The following is a 16878-nucleotide window of genomic DNA, read 5'->3' as shown; positions in this document are numbered from 1 at the left end:
CTAAATGCCACTATTGCAATGAATACAAAGATGCAGCAAATACAACAGTGCAGTTTACACCATATGGAACTTTTTTCATAAACTCAAGTGAAAAACGTAGAATCTAAAAAAAAGTATCTGCGTTCTAAATAGAAAAAATCATGCTTGATGATTCCAATTCAATGTATCCAAGGCGAAGAGCGAACGAGAATCTGTCTTATACCTTGGACGAGAATTCATTTACGAAAAATGGATTCGGTTGCTTTCATAGTTTCGAGAGTTCTACAAATCTGCCGCTTTACCAGGAGTGACTTGTCATCGTTCCAGTGAAGACTGCCCACTACAAGCTCCGACTCAAAAAAGGTCGGGATGCAAGAATTCAATAAAGTGATCAGTTGCTGCACTGTGCCTCAGTGAATCCCCGTGCGGATGAATGCTACAGGACCGTTATTTGGAAGTTGCCTCAGCCATGAGTTGCCTTGTCACGCGTTTGACGATGTGACTCGGCAGGACGGACGTCGGGCCACGCCGTGTTTCGTCGCGGCCTCGACTGGCGATAGCGATGCCGCGGATGCGGCCTTCAACGTCAATCACGGGGCCGCCCACTTGTCGCTGGCAAAGTGCGATATCGGTATCAAAGACCGTAGCGAAACCGGATCGTCTCGGTGTCGCGTGCTCGCCCATCATCCAATAAACCAAGCCGGTGGCGGGCGGTAGAGTTGTCAGAACATTCAGGGGTGCCCCCTTGCGACGAAGTGCGACCGAAACCAAGTCACCTGTGTAATATCCAGCGAGGCTTGTTTCTAAAACTTGACTCAACGTGGCAACATTGGGAGTCGAATGACCGTTGATGGAGACGATGATGTCACCGCGTTGGAACTTCGTCCCGATTGTACTCAGGTCAGTCAAACGGGATATCATCACTCCGTCTGGTGTATCTTCTGTGGCGTCACCCTTCCAACGAGGTTCGGGTGGAATCGCGCGCGTTTCGACCGACACGATTCCCGGCTTGAGAATTTGACGTGGACCAACTGCACACAGAAGTTGTGTCATGGTTGGCGGCTCTTTGTCGGAAAACGCGGCCGCAGCAAGGTCGCCAACGTCGACCTTCAACAAGGCAAGGTCATGCTCTTGTGACTCTGCCCGTTTTTCAGCGATGACGACAGATTGGTCGGGCAATCGGCAACTCACCTTTCCGTCCAGAACGCTCGCCTTGGTAAGAATCCATCCGTCAGCATCAACGATGGTTCCAATGCTGACCAGTTTGGAATCAACCAGGAGTTCCACAACCGATTGAGCAACCGCCTTCCGCGGCGCGACGAAACGTTTTTTCAGAGGATGTGGCAATCCAATCGCGGTGTCGATCGACTCAATTCGCTGCAAGTCATCCCATTGCAGCCTGGCGAGTTCGGAACGGGTGTGCCCTGATCCGTTGTAGACAGCGACATAGCAACCCTGTTCGTTGAACACGCCCCCTCCCGACATTCCACCTTGACCGAAATAATCGAGTCGGTTGTTGAGTTCTCGGTACCACAACAGGTACAGCGGGTGTTTCACAGCCGTGGTGTCAATCTGCGGTAATCGTTCTGTGGTCCAGTTCCCCTGCGTATCCAAGGCCGGATACCCGGCGACGACGAGCGGATCGCCCGGTTTCAATGTCGACGACGCGGCAATCTCTGCGAATGGCCACGAACCCGGTGTTGTGATCTTCACAAGACCGATATCCGTGATCGGATTACTGCCCAGCGCGACTCCCTCAGCATCGCGTCCGTCCGACAGACGAACCGTGAACTGGTCCCCCGGCAACTGACAGGCGTGACCACAAGTCAGGATGTAGCCGTCCTCCGAAACAATGACGCCGCTCCAGCGGTCATCCGCTTCTCCGTCGTAGGTAAGTTGATCTTTCGAGACCAGTCGCACCGTTGTTTGCTTCGCAATCTGCCTGACCTTTGACAACTGGGAATCGCTCATGCGCGTCGGCGGCTTTGCTTTGCCCAGGACATCATCCGTCTTCCTCATTCTCAGCAGCTCAGGGTGTTCGCCGACACCAGTGCGGTAGATCGAATCGGGAGCGGGCGGAAACCGCACCCAATCGAGGCTCTTTCCCGCAAACAGGTCATCGCGATGGGCGGCAACTACATCGACAGTGGTCGCGTAGTTCTGTGTATCCACTTCGCAGGTGTTAATTCCGAGTAAGCGGCCATCCATGCCAACGACTGCCGGGCGCTCGAAAGATCCCGAAAAACACGTTGTTGTGAACCAGCGAGTTGGTACACTACGGTCAATGAACCCAAACCTTGCCGTCGGCGACGAATCGAAATTCGTGTCGCCGCGCGGTGCGTAGCCGATCACCAGACAAGGCGCTCCGGCTTTCAAGTTTTTTGTTGTTCCCAGTTTGATCGCCGGCCACGGGCCCTCTTCCTTGATCTTCAGAACGGCGAGTCTCCATTCAAGCGACCAACCAGAGGCCGTCGCGGTGACGGTTCGGCCATCGCGCAAATGGACTTTTACGTCATTCGAACCGATACCATTCACCAACGCGAAACCGTTCCCGACTACGATGTGCCCTTCCGTTGATACAATGACTCCGGTCACGTCTGAGCCCGTCCTTTCGACTCGCACGATCGACTCGCTGACTGACTCGTAGAGTTTCGGCAGGCCTCCTAAAGACGACTCCATCGCGGCAGAGATCGAGTTCGCTTTTTCGTCTGTGACGAAGTGTTTTGTATCATCAGCGTGTACCCACTCCGCAGTGAAGCAGGTTAGCGTAGAGATCAGAAGGAGTCCCCAACAGAATGTAAGTCGAAAAGTAAAGCTATGAACTCTCATGGGGCAGCTGCTTTCAGTTTTGTTACGGTTGGAGAACCCAGTGTCGAAGTGTAGCACTTCGGTCATCTTCTCTTTGCGGGCGACGCCCCTATCTCTTGCGAGTTCGGCTACGGTAAAACGGGGTTGAACGACCTATGCTTCATCCTGAAACCAGAATCAATCAGCGACAAATCTAAAGATACAAGGAACTGGCGGATCCAGTGCAGGTTATTGACACGAATGATCACCATATGCAACCCAGACAGTCACTTTCATTCTAGCGACTGCATCGGCCAGCAGTACTATTTCAATGTTCATACACGGGCTCGTTCACAGGAGCATGATCTTGCATAAGTCATTTGATCGCAATGGAATTTACAAAACTAAAGACCGTGTTGCAGGCCTCGCAATCTGAGTCAAATCAGACCTCGTCGCGACAGCGACATACACAATAAGATGCGCGAGCCGACTCGAATTGTCTGAATTTCTGCGTAAGATTGATTGAAGGGCAGCCAGCCCGATACAAGTTGCTTGGAATCTCAACCTTGCGTTGGTTACATCATCCGAACGCAGGATGGAAGCCCGCTAAACTGTAGAGGTGCGACAGACCGATGTCCTATCGGGACAAAGAGCCTTTTCTGGGAAGAAATCAATAGGCTCAATTGAATTTATTTATTCGGGAGAAGAACTGGAGACAGGCGTGTAAAGCGGACCAACTTAGAGCCAGTTGAAACACCAAATATTACCGCGGACAAATCGCGGACAGAATTGAGAATTTCCATGAAATATGACTCTAATGGCTGTGCAGCGTGAAATTGACACAACATGTTAATATCAAGGCAATTTCAGTATGACTATAACATCTTTGAAATGTGACGACTTCAGATTCAGGTTCTAGTGGGGGTAAACCCCGTGGAGGTTCGAATCCTCTCTTGGGCATTGTGAAAGAAAAGGACTCAGAGCAAATCTGCTCTGTGTCCTTTTTTGATGCGCGGCTTTAAACATACCCCCTGGCCGTGCGGAGCTCGACCGGGGGTTGGCTGGTTTACCTTTTGGTCACGTCTTAGCGATCGTATCGCCAGTTGTTGTGGTGGCTGTAACGACCATGGTCATATCGGTCGTGGCGGTCATAATTGTACCGATTCGAGTTGGCCGAGAACGTGTTGTAGTTCGTTCGGGCTCGGTAAGTGTAGTCCGTAAACAGTGGCGTGTTTGACCAGGGATTACTGTAGAGGCTGTTCAGCCGATTTGTCAGCGAGTCATAAGGTCGCGTGGTTCGATAGCTGTTATTCAGGTAGTTCCGGCTGTGGTAAACCGAATCATTGTACTTCCGGTTGTAGTTTCTGGCACTGTGGTTGTTGTAACGTGAATTGTATCGTGAGTTAAAATAGTCACTGGTACCGCAGAACGGGGTGGCAGCAAATGAGGTGCTGCTGACCAAAGTGACGGCTGCCAAAGCGGCGATGGCAAGTGTGAAGTTTTTCATCATTATCTCCCTTAATGTTGTGTTGTTTAAAAGTGGCTTACTTGTCGTTGATGAAAGAGGTTTAAAGCACGTGCCGTGCCATAAAAATAGAGAATGTCTGTAAGTATATATAAAATAAGGAGATAGGTATGTTTTTAGTGTTGCGGAATAGGTTTGGGGTGTTGTCAAATGTGCAATTTAATGGAATGAAATACAATCAAAATGACAACCACTGGCCGCCCGATGTGTATTCATAAGGATTTAATGAGGGGCGAGGGAGAATCAATAAGCGGGAGTAAGCCGATAAGCCGGGTTATGTCGAGAGTGGCCATTTATCTGGGACAGCAGTTGCCTGCTGCCTCGCGCGACCTACCCGAGAGTCATACCGGATCGGGCCGATCCGTGTCCTGGCGAACCAGGACTGCTCTCTGCTTGGTCTTGCACCCGGTGGGGTTTACCTAGCCAGACCGGTCACCCGGCCTGCTGGTGCGCTCTTACCGCACCGTTTCACCCTTACCTGACTGGCGAACCAGGCAGGCGGTTTGCTTTCTGCTGCACTTTCCCTATCCTTGCGGACGGTGGGAGTTACCCACCACCGTGCCCTGTGGAGCCCGGACTTTCCTCCACGAATTCCGCAGAATTCGCAGCGACCACTTAGCCGACTCCCGCTATTGAACAGTCCAGTATAGGGGAAGGTAATTGATTGAACTATCCCCAATTTCTGACTTTTCTTGATATAAAAGGGTTTATAATGTCTGGCCAGCAGTATAGATTAATAACGTGCGGGCGACAGAAGCGATTTCGGTAAAGATCATACAATAGAGAGACCAGGAATTCAGAATGTTAGGTGAACTCAACCCTTGTGGAGGCGGCGACCCGATTCCGCTGCTTTCCGAGGTTTTACTGATCGGCCGCCGCAGTCGGTGTGATATTACATTGCAATTTCCCAATGTCTCATCGCATCATTGCCAGCTGGAGTTTCTGAAAGGTTACTGGCGTGTGCGCGATATGAACAGCCGCAACGGGATCAAAGTCAACGGCGAGCGGTGTGATATGAAGTGGTTGCTCCCCGGAGACAAGCTATCGATTGCCAAGCACGAGTTTGAAATCAACTATACTCCTCAGTCCGATGAGCCGCCACCGGAAGAAGAAAATCCATTTGAGATGAGTCTGATGGAGAAGGCGGGGCTGGTGAAACCAGAGAAACGTCCATCACGTCCGATGGCACCCCCTGCCAAGAAACCGAAAGAGATTGTTCTGCCTAAAGATGAATCGACAATGACCGATGAAGAATTGGGTTTGAAATTTTTGATTGATATGGACAATGATGAGGATAGTTCATCATGAAATTTGATTTGACGGTGATGGAACCGGAACTGTAGTGGCTAAGAAAAAAGGAAAAAAAATCCGGGTTGCGTTTAAGAAAAATCGCCAGCGAAAAGTCCGGAAAAATAAGCTCTCCAGTCATAAGATGGATGAGCAGCTCGATTCGCAATATATGGACGCCTCCGAGCGTTTGACGGGTAAAGGAGACCTGACGCGGCACCGCACTGTGATGGGTGTAGAGCAGGAGACCAAAGACGGTACTGCGATTGTCATCGACATCGATGAGAGCACCTGTCTCAAAGGCCGCGTGATTCGTTCCCAGGGATTGAACTCGGTCGTGCAGGTGGACGATGGGCGACGCTTAGATTGCACCGTGCGGCGGTTGGTTCGCACCATGGCCCGCGATGACCGTAACGCCGTTGTTGCCGGCGATCATGTTCTGGTCAGGCCGGAAGGGGATGAAAACCAGGCCGTCATCGAACGCGTGGAGCCGCGGCACTCTTATCTGTCTCGGGGTAGTAAGCGCCGCGAACATATTCTAGTGAGTAATATTGACCAGGCCGTGATTGTCGTCTCCGCCGACGATCCGCCGCTCAAGCCTTCACTCATTGATCGGTTTCTGATCAGTTCGGAAAAAGGAAATATACATTCCATTATCTGCATCAACAAAATCGATCTGGTGGACCCCGTCCAGTTTCAACCGTTGATCGGCGTGTATGCCCAGCTGGGTTACGACATTGTCTTGACGAGCGTCGTTGATGGCACAGGCATTGGTCGGCTGCGCTCCCTGCTCAAAGGCAAGCAGACCGTTTTTTCCGGTCAAAGTGGTGTGGGTAAGTCGTCTTTACTGAATCAGATCGACAGTCGGTTGGCGTTGGAGACGGCCGAGATCAGTCAGGAGAGTCGCAAAGGGCGGCATACAACGCGTTCGGCGGTCCTGTTGGAAATTGCCAGTGGGGGTTGGGTCGTTGATACGCCGGGTATTCGCCAGTTGGAGTTATGGGATGTGATACCGGAAGAGGTCGAAGGTTTCTTTCGTGAATTCCATGCATTCGTTCCGCAGTGCCGTTTTCCCGACTGTTCGCATACACATGAAGCAGGCTGCGGGATCAAACGGGCGGTTGCCAACGATTTCATTTCCCGCCAGCGTTATCAGAGCTATCTGAAAATCATCACCGGTGACGAACCGCGGCCCGTTTATCATCAGACCTGAAGTATCTGTCCGCGGAATGACTGCGGCATTTTCTCACGCACCACGGTTGATCCTCTATCGCGACTAGCTTAGACTCAGGGAGCCCTTTTGTAAGGTTCGTTAAATATTGAGCTTGTCATCGGGGCCTTCGATTTCCTGCCTGAAATAATCCAGAATTGTAAGGTCATCCCTATGAAACCGAGAACCCTGTCCTCCGTTTGTTTTATCACACTGGCAATGGTTGGTCTTTGTCTATTTTCTCCCGCCGATTCTCATCGCGTGTTGAGTCAGGAACAGACGCAGCAGGGCGGCCGGTCCACGAGGTCCAAGACAGTACTGGATTATGGTGCGCGCGGGGATGGCAAAACCGACGATACGGCGGCGATTCAAAAAATGGTCGATGCGTCCGTTGGTTCGCTGCGGTTTCCGCGAGGCCGCTATCGCTTCACCAAACCGATTGTGATTGATCTCAACAAAGTGGGCCCAACTTCCGTTTCCGGAGATGGGACTGCGACGATTTTGATGGAAGGAGCAGGGCCGGCGTTTCATTTTATTGGCACACACAACGGAACCGCCAGCCCAAAAACCGTCCAGCCGGTTGTCTGGGAAAAAGAACGAACGCCGATGGTCGACGGCATCGAAATTGTCGGCAAGCACCCCGAAGCAATAGGGATCACCGCCACCAAAACGATGCAGATGACAATTACGCGGCTGGTGGTGCGTAACGCCCTGCATGGGATTCACCTCTTTGAACGCAACCGGAACGTGGCCATCGACGATTGCCATCTGTATCAGAATGAAGGAGTGGGCATTTATCTGGATAAGCTGAACCTGCATCAGGTCAACATTTCCGATTCGCATATCAGCTACAACAAGCAGGGGGGCATCGTCGTTCGCGAAAGTGAAATCCGCAACATTCAGATCGGCAATTGTGACATTGAAGGCAACATGGGTGAAGATACGCCGCCGACCGCGAATATTCTGTTTGATATCTCGAAAGGCTCGCTACGCGAAGGGGCGATCTTTGGTTGCACAATTCAGCATACCAACAACGCGCCCGATTCAGCCAACGTACGGTTTATCGGTAACGGCCCCCAGGACCCACGGAAGGTCGGGAACTTTGCGATCGCCGACAATTCGATGAGCGACGTCGCCGTAAATATTCATCTAAAGCATGCCCGTGGCATCACGATCACCGGCAATACCCTGTGGCAGGCCTACGAACATAATCTGCTCGTCGAAGATTCCTCGTACATCGTGCTGGGCGCAAATCTGCTGGATCGCAACCCCGACTATCGAGCCCCCACAAAAAACGCGAACGTCTTCAAAGACTGTCAGGACTGCACGCTTAACGCGTTGAATATCAAGTCCACCCTGGAAGTTCCCGCCGGTTTGATTGTAGAGAATTGCGAGCGGATGAATATCACGAGCTGCTCAATACGCGAATGCGAGAACGGCGGCATCCTGCTGAAGAACGTCAGGCAGTCCCGCATTTCCGACTGTCTGATTACCGAAGCGGTTGGCGACTTCGCTATTCGCGTGACCGGCGGGCAGCAGAACCAAGTGACCGATAATCTGGTCTCCGGTGCTGTTGAAATTGATCCGGGGACGGCCGCGACGAATAATCTGATGTTGGAGTGAGTCACACGCCCGCGTGTTTTACTACCACGAAAAACACGAACGGACACGAAAAACAGACCAGCGGCGGGTGGCACCGTTGGCTTGTCCAACGGTGAATGTGAAGTCGCAGAACTGTTCTCAATCAACCCTACTAGGGGGTGAAACTATGAAAGAAGGTCGAGCCGGTGGTGGTATTCTTTAACGCGTGGTAAACATAGTTATTTCTCAACCTTGTTTCCACAAAAGAAAGGAACCACTCATGTTTTTTGCCGGCATCGACCTTCACAAACAGAGTATCACAGTCTGCGTGGTAGATAAAGATCGCAACGTCTTGAAACGGAAACGGCTAATGTGTGCCAACGAAGTTGCCATCGTCGCTTTTTTTAAGGAATTGGGCTGTTTTCGTGCGGTCGTGGAAGCGACAGCCAGTCACGAGTGGTTCGTGAAACTCATTGAGTCTCTGGCCGATAAGGTCTTACTAGCTCACCCCGGCAAGTTACGGATCATTGCTGAGTCTACCCAAAAGAGTGACCGTCTTGACGCGCAAATCCTGGCCGAGTTTTTAGCACTCGGCATGATTCCCACTTCTTACCGCCCCACACCTCGACAGCGTGATCACCGTTGCCTGGTCCGCCAGCGAAATACAGTTCAACGACGAATTACTTCGGTTAAAAACCGGATACGACGTATTTTAAGTAACCATAATGCAGATCGACGTGATCTGTTTACGAAGGCTGGTCAGCAGTTTGTCAGGACATATGACCTTTCCGCGGCTGACCGGTTTTCCATGAACCAATTGATCGCCGAATGGGAATTCTTTTGTCAGCAATTGAAAGCAGCCAATCAGGCACTGAAAGAATTCGCCAATACTGCTCCGATTCGCGAACGGCACCAGCGGGAACTGCTCCAGAGTATTCCGGGAGTCGGATTTGTAACAACAGAAGTCGTGTTGTCGGAAATTGCAGATATCGATCGTTTCGACTCTCAGAAACAGGTTGTTGCCTATGCCGGTCTGGCACCAGGACAACGAGAAAGTGCTGGTAAGAGTAAAGAGCTTCATATAGAAAAGTCTGGTTCCCGGCATTTACGCTGGGCACTGGTAGAATCAGCGTGGCAGTTGGTTTATCGAGTTCCCCGCTGGAAAACGATCTATGAACGATTGAAAAAACGTTTGAAATCCAAAAAAGCAATCGTCGCCATTGCTCGGCGTTTACTGGGAATGATGGTCGCAATCATGAAGTCAGGTGAACCATTCTCCGCAACACACCAGCCTGCATAAAGTAGAATGACTGGAAGGTAATTTGAATCTGAAGAGAGATAAAATCAACTGGTAACGTGTGAACGACCCCGATCGGGCCTATGAAGGCGAGGAACATTCTTCGACCTTCGCCGGGGTGAATGGGGCGTTCTTCGTACGGATGTTTAATGGCGACGGCCTGAAATAGAGGTCGATCCCGAATAGATGGTTGAGCGTACCGCTTGATTGTGTCTCAGAAAGGAATCCATGCGCAAAGAATAATATCACTTGACAAGATGTTCTTCATAGATAGGCCCGAATGCAATTCGGGCCGAGCGCAGCGAGCGGGAGGTAGACAGTTCACGCTGACTTGTATGTTAAATGATCAGTGGCACACGCCACCGTAATATGAAGAGGGAAACCAACCCATGAGCGGTACGGCGCGAGCCGCCATTTTTGATATGACTGCCCGAAGATCACCAGGAGCCAGGGTGTTCTGGGTGGTTCGAACCGCTATTTGCAAAGCAGCATTCAACCGGGGCTAACGCCCTGCGGGTAATTTTTGCAATACAGTCAAGTGTCGCCCCCTTTGACTACGCTACCGACGTCGATTCGCCGGGCAGGATGCCCGCCAGCAAGTTGCCGGCGGTTTGTCCGGATTCGAATCGCATCAGCACAATTCGGATGGCGGCGGTGATCGGGACGGCGAGGATCGCACCAATGGGCCCCCAGAGCAGTGTCCAGAACGAAAGTGCCAGTAGAACGGTAACGGGGTGCAACTGCAGGCCTTCGCCCATGATTTTGGGCTCGATGGCATTTCCGATGACCATCTGGATGCCGCCCGGAATCAGGATGACGGCGGCGATGGTCCAGGGGCTGTCCGAGAATTGGGCAAAGGCGACGGGAATCGGCAGCAGTGTGGCAATGATCGAACCGATCGAAGGAATGAAGTTGAGCAGGAAGGTCAGGATCGCGAAAACGAGTGCGAGTTCCAGGCCGAACAGGGACAGCGTGACTCCCACCAGGACACTGGTAATCAGCGAGATGATCAGTTTGGTGGAAATGTAGCTGCGGATTTTCTGTTCGATTTCCCGGTAAATCACATTCTGGACGACCGCCTCGGGATTCCGGCCTGCGAGGAGAAAGATCACGAAGATCGCGACGAAAAAGGAAGTCGTCGTGAAGTTCAAGGCGGTCTGCATCGTGCCGATGGCGATGGTTCGGAGTGCGTTTTTCATGTAGTCCGTGATCTGGTCCTGCAGGACATTCAGGTTGATTCCCATTTTCCCAAACCAGCCCGTTTCCGGTTTTTTGGCTTCCACAGGTTGTGTGTCAGAGGCGGGAGCTGTTTGGGGTGTGCTAATTTCCGGCGCGGCGGATTCGATGGCTTCCGTGTCTGTTTTCTGCTGCGGACTCTCGACTTCTTTGACCGTTTCGAACATCGACTGAATAAAAATTCCCAGCTTTTCGCTGTACTGGGTTTCCGCTTTAGCGATCACTTGTTGGGTCGAATAAATCAAGGTCAGGCAAATGAGAAAGCCGATGGAGAGGACCAGTAGCAGCGTGGCAGAAATCGCCACGATGTGTGGCATTTTCCATTTCAAGACAAGTAAATCGACCAAAGGGGTAAAAATGGTGACGATGAAAATAGCAATGACGAACGGAATCAAGACTGCTTTCGTAATGTAAAACACAAACGCGAGCGCGATGATGGAGAGCAGCATTAAGCAGCCAGTGATCACCTTGGCTTGTTCATCTGAAGGTTGCAGGGGAGTCGACATGGAGGATGCCCTTATATGCTGAGTGCGATGACGCGCGAACCGGTTTGAAATTGCCGCAGAAAATGAGCCCAAAACACGCTGCTCCGTTCAAGCCGCGTATGCGCAACGATACTGGGAAACGGGAATGATGCAAAGAGAAAAACCGTGATTAGCGGCTGATTTGTCGCATGTATTTGAGAAATTGCTGATCGAGGCGTCGCAGATCAGCGCCGAACACCGATCGAAATTCTTTGAGGCGTTCTTCAGGAGTGGACCAGATGAGCGGTTTTCTGGCGGCGATCCGATGCAGATACTCTTCGTATAGCCTGCGTTTGGTTTTGATGAGGAAGTAGGAAAATGCCCAGGCTTCTGCGTACGTGTCGAGAACGGTTTCCGCATTCTGAAATCGTTCATCAGAGGCAATCAGCGTCTGCAGAGAATTGGTGGGTCTGCGGGAGCGGGCGTAGTTCTGGAATTGAGTGAGTCGCCAGGGATTCGGCTTGCCCACCGTGCGCCAGCCGGTTTTACTGCGCAGGTCGGGTGTTTCGAAATAGGTGGCCATGCCTTCGGTGAGCCAGAGTGGATTATCGGCGAAACGGGTATGCAGGCCGATATTGAAGGCGATCTGATGCGTGCATTCATGGATAATGGTCGCCATGTTGAACGGCGACTTCCGTAATTTTTTCAGAATGTCGGCATCGGTGAACGCGGGACGTTCATTCGGTGCGGCGGTTAAATCATAAAGCACCATTCGGTTTGACTGAATCGAATAAAAGCCGTGCGTGGCGGATGTGCCTGCACCGAGAATCTGGCTGGCGTATTGTTCGAAGTTGGCGCGATCTTTAAAGATGACGGCGATTAACGGGACTTCGGGATCGTGCAGCGGCTGTTCTTTGCTGTCCCAGTAATTGTGAAGCACGTTATATAAGCGCTCGAACAGATAACTGCACCATTTTGAATATCGTTTTCCGGCCTGGCTGCAGATGGTGAAATGTTTGGTATGCGTGATTGTGAAATCAGGGCCGAACTCCGCTTTCAATTGCTGTTCGAGTTCAGCGTGCGTGAGAGGGGTAAACGGTTGATCGAGCTGTTTTTTCTGTTTGAGCTGTTCTGGAGTCGCCGTCAGTAAGCGCCCGTCGCGAGTCAACATCACCACGCCCCCATCCTGGGCTTCAAGGACTTGAGCGGCCTGGATGGTCTGCGTCTGTTGTTGCGCGTCGATGAAAGTGAATTCGTAGAGCTGCTGTTCTGGTTTTGCGGTTGAGTCCGGTTTTGTGGAATCTTGCGCGTATGTCAGGCAGCTTACTTGTGGGAAACAAAGGCAGAGGAGAGAAACAGTCAGCGCACGCGAAATGCAGGACAGCACTGACTTTGTTTTCAACTCTCTCCACACCATGTTAGACTTTCTGCGCAGAAGTGAACCGGATACTTCCAGAATAGGGGGGAGAGGGGCAGAAGTCGATCCCTATTTTTTGGCCAGTTTGTCTTTTCCTTCAGAATCAGTGATCGTCAGATAAAGCACATTCGATGCATAGTTGGTCGTAATCGAGAATGTGATCCCAACCCGGGCCATCGCGGCGAACGGGAAGCGTTTGATGGGCTTCGCTTTGTCCGACGCTTCAATGATCAGTGTGCCTTCCAGCGTATCGCCGGCCAGACGGGTTTTGCTCTTCTTGGAGAGTGTCACGCCGGGAGGCAGTTGTTCTCCAAATTTTGATCTGAAGTACATAAAGGAAGTCGCGAGTGTGACCGGATCCTTATAGACTTCACTCCGTTTGATTTTGACTTTGATTTCCGCCGATTCGCCGGGCTTCAATTTTATTTCGCTGGGGGTCGCGGTGACTTCCAGCAGGTCGAGTGGTTTAGTGACACCGACGATCGACGTATGAATTGGCCAGCGTGCCTGTCCGCCGCCGCCGGATTGAATTTCACAGGTGATGTGGCCTTCGCGTACGATTTCGCGTTCTTTTCCATCGGGGCCGGGGACTTTGGCTGTTCCGGTGATTTTCACGAGCGATGCGTTGATGGGGGCATCCTTGGCGGCTTTTAAAATCAGGCCACAATCATTCACGCCCGGAGGCAGAGTGACCGGTTCTAATGTGACCCCTTTAGGGAGCCCTTCAATGTTCATTTCAATCGGGCCGTCGAAGCCGTTCAAACGTTTGACTTTGGCAAACCAGAGCATGTTGGTCCCCGGTGCAATTTGTGCATAATAATATTCGCCGTGAACTTCAAATTCCGGGCCACTGGGTTGTGCAGACAGGTGGTAAGTAAACCGCTGACCGCCACGATCATGCAGATCCCGAACGGTGACGTAGTATTCTGCATCAGCGGGTGCTTGAAAGTAGAACTCGGCGTCTTTGGTTTTCAGGCCGTCGTCGGCTTCAGTATTTGCACCGCCGTTGATGTAGATCCGTTGTGCTTTGCCTTTGGTGTCGTAGACTTGCATGACGCAGTCGAGGGGCAGCTCGATGCGATTGGACATCAATTTGAAAAAGTAGTATTGATCTTTTTTGGCTTTGAACGAGTAGTAGTGAATCTGTTCGGGCTCACTGAGCTGGGCGCTGACGCCAACAGGCAGTGTCAGCGGGAAAGCAGTCTTGGTCGAGATATTTGTGCCGGGCGCTGTTACCTGGGGATCGTCGCTGATCAGTGTCCAGACAGCATTGGTTTCGCCGGCGGGTGTCTTGAGGGTTCGTTTCGTCCAGCCGGTTTCTTTGGCGTCGGCAGCAGACAACGTGGCTTTGGTCTGGCCTTTCAAGGCATGTCCCTGTAAGGCAACTTCAGTGGTTTTTCCTTTCTGAACAGCCAGGGGCATGGTGTGGTACACGAAAGGCGTGTCACTGACTTCGATGCAGTAGGCATATTTTCCGGATCCGACATAACGGGCATCACGGATTTCAAAGACGTATTCGCCGTCTGCGGGTAGCGTGAACGTGATCAGTGAATCGGATTTAACGAAGTTATCGTTCTGGGCGATGATTTGTTTTTGCGGTCCGTATAAAGTCAGAATGGAATCCATCAGATAGACGCCGGACGTCTGCATGGTGTGAATCGCTTCGGTAACGCGTTGTGCGTAGACCTGGATCGTGATTTCCTGCCCTTTTTTACCGGTGAATTTATAGCAGTCGAGATCTTCTGATTTTTCACAGATACCACAGACCGTGGAAGGAACTGTGACGACCTGGGCAGTATCGAAGCTGTTGTTGTCTTTCTTTTCGACTTCTTCGATGACGGGATACGGTGTAACCAGCAAATGGGTGACGCTGGAAACCGCTTGCTCTGTGGCAACGCGGCATTCATAAATTCGTGTGGGCTGATCTTTAGGAACTTCGATGTCGAAAGCAAACGGGGTGCCGACCGAGCCGCGGCCGCGTCGGGGCGCAGCTTTGGGCTTGGGTTCCGTAAACGTCATCTTGATGCCGGGCTGATCAAAGAAGACAGAGTGTGTTCCATCCAGAGTGTAGCTGGTATGCAGCTGGATTGTTCGCTTATCTCCTTGTTGAACCGCAGCCGGTTTAAATGCGACCAGTTGCCGAAAACCGATTTTTGACGGCGGCGGAGTTTTCTTTTCATCGGCCGCTTTAGACGGAGTTGATGTTGAGAAGAACAGGCTCAGAGTCAGTAATGAATAAGCTATGCAGCGCATCGGTTTGTCCTGAATGAGATCAAATAGAGTGCCTGATAAAGCGATGCCCCTTTGAACGTCACGTCCAGAGGGGCGATCACTGTTGAATGAGTGAGGAGTTCGTGGAACTTAACCCATCAATTCCGGAATCGGTTGTCCCTCATTGATAATCAGAGGACGTCCATCTTCGGGAGAGATGAAGTAATGATCCAGGTTCACTCCCAGTTTGGTATAAATGGAAGCCGCGACGTCTTGCGGATAGTATTCTTTTCCAACCGGACGCGAACCGATGTCATCGGTGGCTCCGACGATTTGTCCCGCGGGAGTGCCAGCACCGATCATCATCATCGTAGAAGCGGTGGCCCAGTGGTCTCGGCCGGCTGCTGAGTTGATGACAGGAGTCCGTCCGAAGTCGGTCAACCAGACGACGAGTGTGTTATCCAGCATGCCTCGCTGTTTCAAATCGAGAACCAGTGAAGTCAGAGCCCGGTCAAAGGGAGGTAATGATCTTTTCAATGATTTGAAGTTATTCGTATGGGTATCCCAGCCACCACTGCTGACGGTGACGAAGCGTGATCCCGATTCAATCAGACGGCGGGCCAGAAGACAGCTTTGGCCCAGGTAGTGACGTCCATAATTGTCACGGGTTTTGTCCGATTCTTCAGTCAGGTCAAAAGCCTTTTGTGTGTCAGCAGAAGTGATCATACTGAAGGCGTTCTGATAGTGAGCGTCAGACGCTTCAAAGGCATTTTGATTTTGGTCGGCCTGTCGTTGCAGGGTATCGATGGCCTGGAGTGCCTGCTGGCGTCGTTTCAGGCGATCGATGGTGATCCCCGACGGCGGAGAGATATCACGTACGGTGAAGTTTTTCGCATTCGGATCACCGGGAATTTCGAACGGGTTGTATTGTAATCCCAGATAACCACCCAGTCCGCCATTGAAGCGTCGGTCGACGTTATTCCCGATTTGAATGTGAGGCGGGATGTTGGTTTTGAAACCTTTGGTCTTTGCAATCACGGCGCCATAGCAGGGGTACGTGACGGATGCATTGAATTTGTGTCCCGACAGCATGAAGGCATCAGCGGTGGAGTGTGATCCGTTTCGTGGATTCAGGTTCCGCATGATGGTGAATTCGTTGGCATGTTTTGCAAATAGCGGCAGTTGATCAGAAAACTGATAACCGGGCAGTGCGGTGCTGATGGCTGAAAAATCGCCACGCACATCGGCGGAAGCATTCGGTTTGGGATCGAAGGTGTCGTGATGGCTCGTTCCACCACGTGTCCAGATCAGGATGCAGTTGGTGTCATTCGATGGATCTGCCAGCGCACCAGACTCACTGTTGGAAGCATGCGCCTGACCTCGCATCATGGAATCGAGGGTGATTCCAAATGCGCTGAGTGCACCAACTTCTAAAAGAAATTGACGTCGGCTACCGGTCTCACAATTGGAAACTTTTTGTGGGAAAAGCTTCAGCATCAGAAACTCCTTATTGTGGCAGGGCCCCGTGTCTAGGCGGGAAGTTATTTGGAGGGACTATTATTATGTCGTTAACATATTTGGAAAGATAACTAACATAATTGTAACCGTTTATGTAAGGTAGGCAAATATAAAATCGGCCTCAATGCAGGAAATTAATAAGAAGGAATTCGGCTTTCAAAAAATTCATTCCTTGATCGGTTTAAAATATAGCGGTAAAATAAGAGGAGCAGGTGAGTTCTGCATCCGATTAGTGTATAAAGGATAAGTTCTCATCTCATCCTACCCTATTAAAAAATATTGCTAAAAAACAGAGTTTTTTTTTGCTTTTGTTTTGTTTTTTAGTATATTTAAGTATAAATGGTCCTTTATGTTAGGCCATTGAAT

The 16878-nt window shown here is 51.1% G+C and carries 10 protein-coding genes and 1 other RNA gene; 4 read left to right on the top strand and 7 right to left on the bottom strand.

Going from position 1 to position 16878, the window contains the following annotated elements; genetic code table 11:
- Positions 1-426: 426 nt before the first annotated feature.
- From Pan241w_RS27690 to rnpB, 3 genes are all read right to left on the bottom strand, one after another.
- A complete protein-coding gene (locus Pan241w_RS27690) occupies positions 427-2808 on the bottom strand; it encodes a trypsin-like peptidase domain-containing protein (protein WP_198000191.1) in 2382 nt (793 codons plus the stop codon).
- Between the two features lie 1042 nt (positions 2809-3850).
- The gene (locus Pan241w_RS27685) at positions 3851-4276 is read right to left on the bottom strand and encodes a hypothetical protein (protein ID WP_145222538.1); all 426 of its coding nucleotides are present in this window, start codon (positions 4274-4276) and stop codon (positions 3851-3853) included.
- 264 nt (positions 4277-4540) lie between these two features.
- An RNA gene (rnpB, locus tag Pan241w_RS27680) (RNase P RNA component class A) lies at positions 4541-4918 on the bottom strand.
- 174 nt (positions 4919-5092) lie between these two features.
- Between rnpB and Pan241w_RS27675 the strand changes: the two genes are divergently transcribed.
- The 4 genes from Pan241w_RS27675 (at position 5093) to Pan241w_RS27660 (ending at position 9669) form a co-directional block, all read left to right on the top strand.
- On the top strand, positions 5093-5599 hold the full coding sequence (locus tag Pan241w_RS27675; RefSeq protein WP_145222529.1) for an FHA domain-containing protein: 507 nt from the start codon (positions 5093-5095) through the stop codon (positions 5597-5599).
- A 34-nt stretch (positions 5600-5633) separates the two neighbouring features.
- Complete coding sequence (gene rsgA / locus Pan241w_RS27670) at positions 5634-6791, top strand: ribosome small subunit-dependent GTPase A (RefSeq protein ID WP_145222527.1); 1158 nt, start codon at positions 5634-5636, stop codon at positions 6789-6791.
- Positions 6792-6962: 171 nt separating this feature from the next.
- Entirely contained in the window at positions 6963-8411 is a 1449-nt protein-coding gene (locus Pan241w_RS27665) for a right-handed parallel beta-helix repeat-containing protein (protein WP_145222525.1), read from the top strand.
- A 238-nt stretch (positions 8412-8649) separates the two neighbouring features.
- Entirely contained in the window at positions 8650-9669 is a 1020-nt protein-coding gene (locus Pan241w_RS27660) for an IS110 family RNA-guided transposase (RefSeq protein ID WP_145222524.1), read from the top strand.
- 551 nt (positions 9670-10220) lie between these two features.
- On the opposite strand, the gene Pan241w_RS27655 is transcribed toward Pan241w_RS27660, so the two are convergent.
- From Pan241w_RS27655 to Pan241w_RS27640, 4 genes are all read right to left on the bottom strand, one after another.
- The gene (locus tag Pan241w_RS27655; protein WP_145222522.1) at positions 10221-11408 is read right to left on the bottom strand and encodes an AI-2E family transporter; all 1188 of its coding nucleotides are present in this window, start codon (positions 11406-11408) and stop codon (positions 10221-10223) included.
- Positions 11409-11556: 148 nt separating this feature from the next.
- Positions 11557-12768 (bottom strand): DUF1570 domain-containing protein, encoded by a 1212-nt coding sequence (locus Pan241w_RS27650; RefSeq protein ID WP_198000190.1) that lies wholly within the window; start codon positions 12766-12768, stop codon positions 11557-11559.
- Between the two features lie 84 nt (positions 12769-12852).
- The gene (locus tag Pan241w_RS27645; RefSeq protein ID WP_145222517.1) at positions 12853-15036 is read right to left on the bottom strand and encodes a PPC domain-containing protein; all 2184 of its coding nucleotides are present in this window, start codon (positions 15034-15036) and stop codon (positions 12853-12855) included.
- A gap of 108 nt (positions 15037-15144) precedes the next feature.
- The gene (locus Pan241w_RS27640) at positions 15145-16491 is read right to left on the bottom strand and encodes a DUF1501 domain-containing protein (protein WP_145222516.1); all 1347 of its coding nucleotides are present in this window, start codon (positions 16489-16491) and stop codon (positions 15145-15147) included.
- Positions 16492-16878 lie beyond the last annotated feature (387 nt).

The sequence above is a fragment of the Gimesia alba genome (assembly GCF_007744675.1).
Classification (GTDB): domain Bacteria; phylum Planctomycetota; class Planctomycetia; order Planctomycetales; family Planctomycetaceae; genus Gimesia; species Gimesia alba.
Note: the sequence above shows the minus strand (reverse complement) of the source record. Positions and strands in the feature narration are given on the sequence as shown.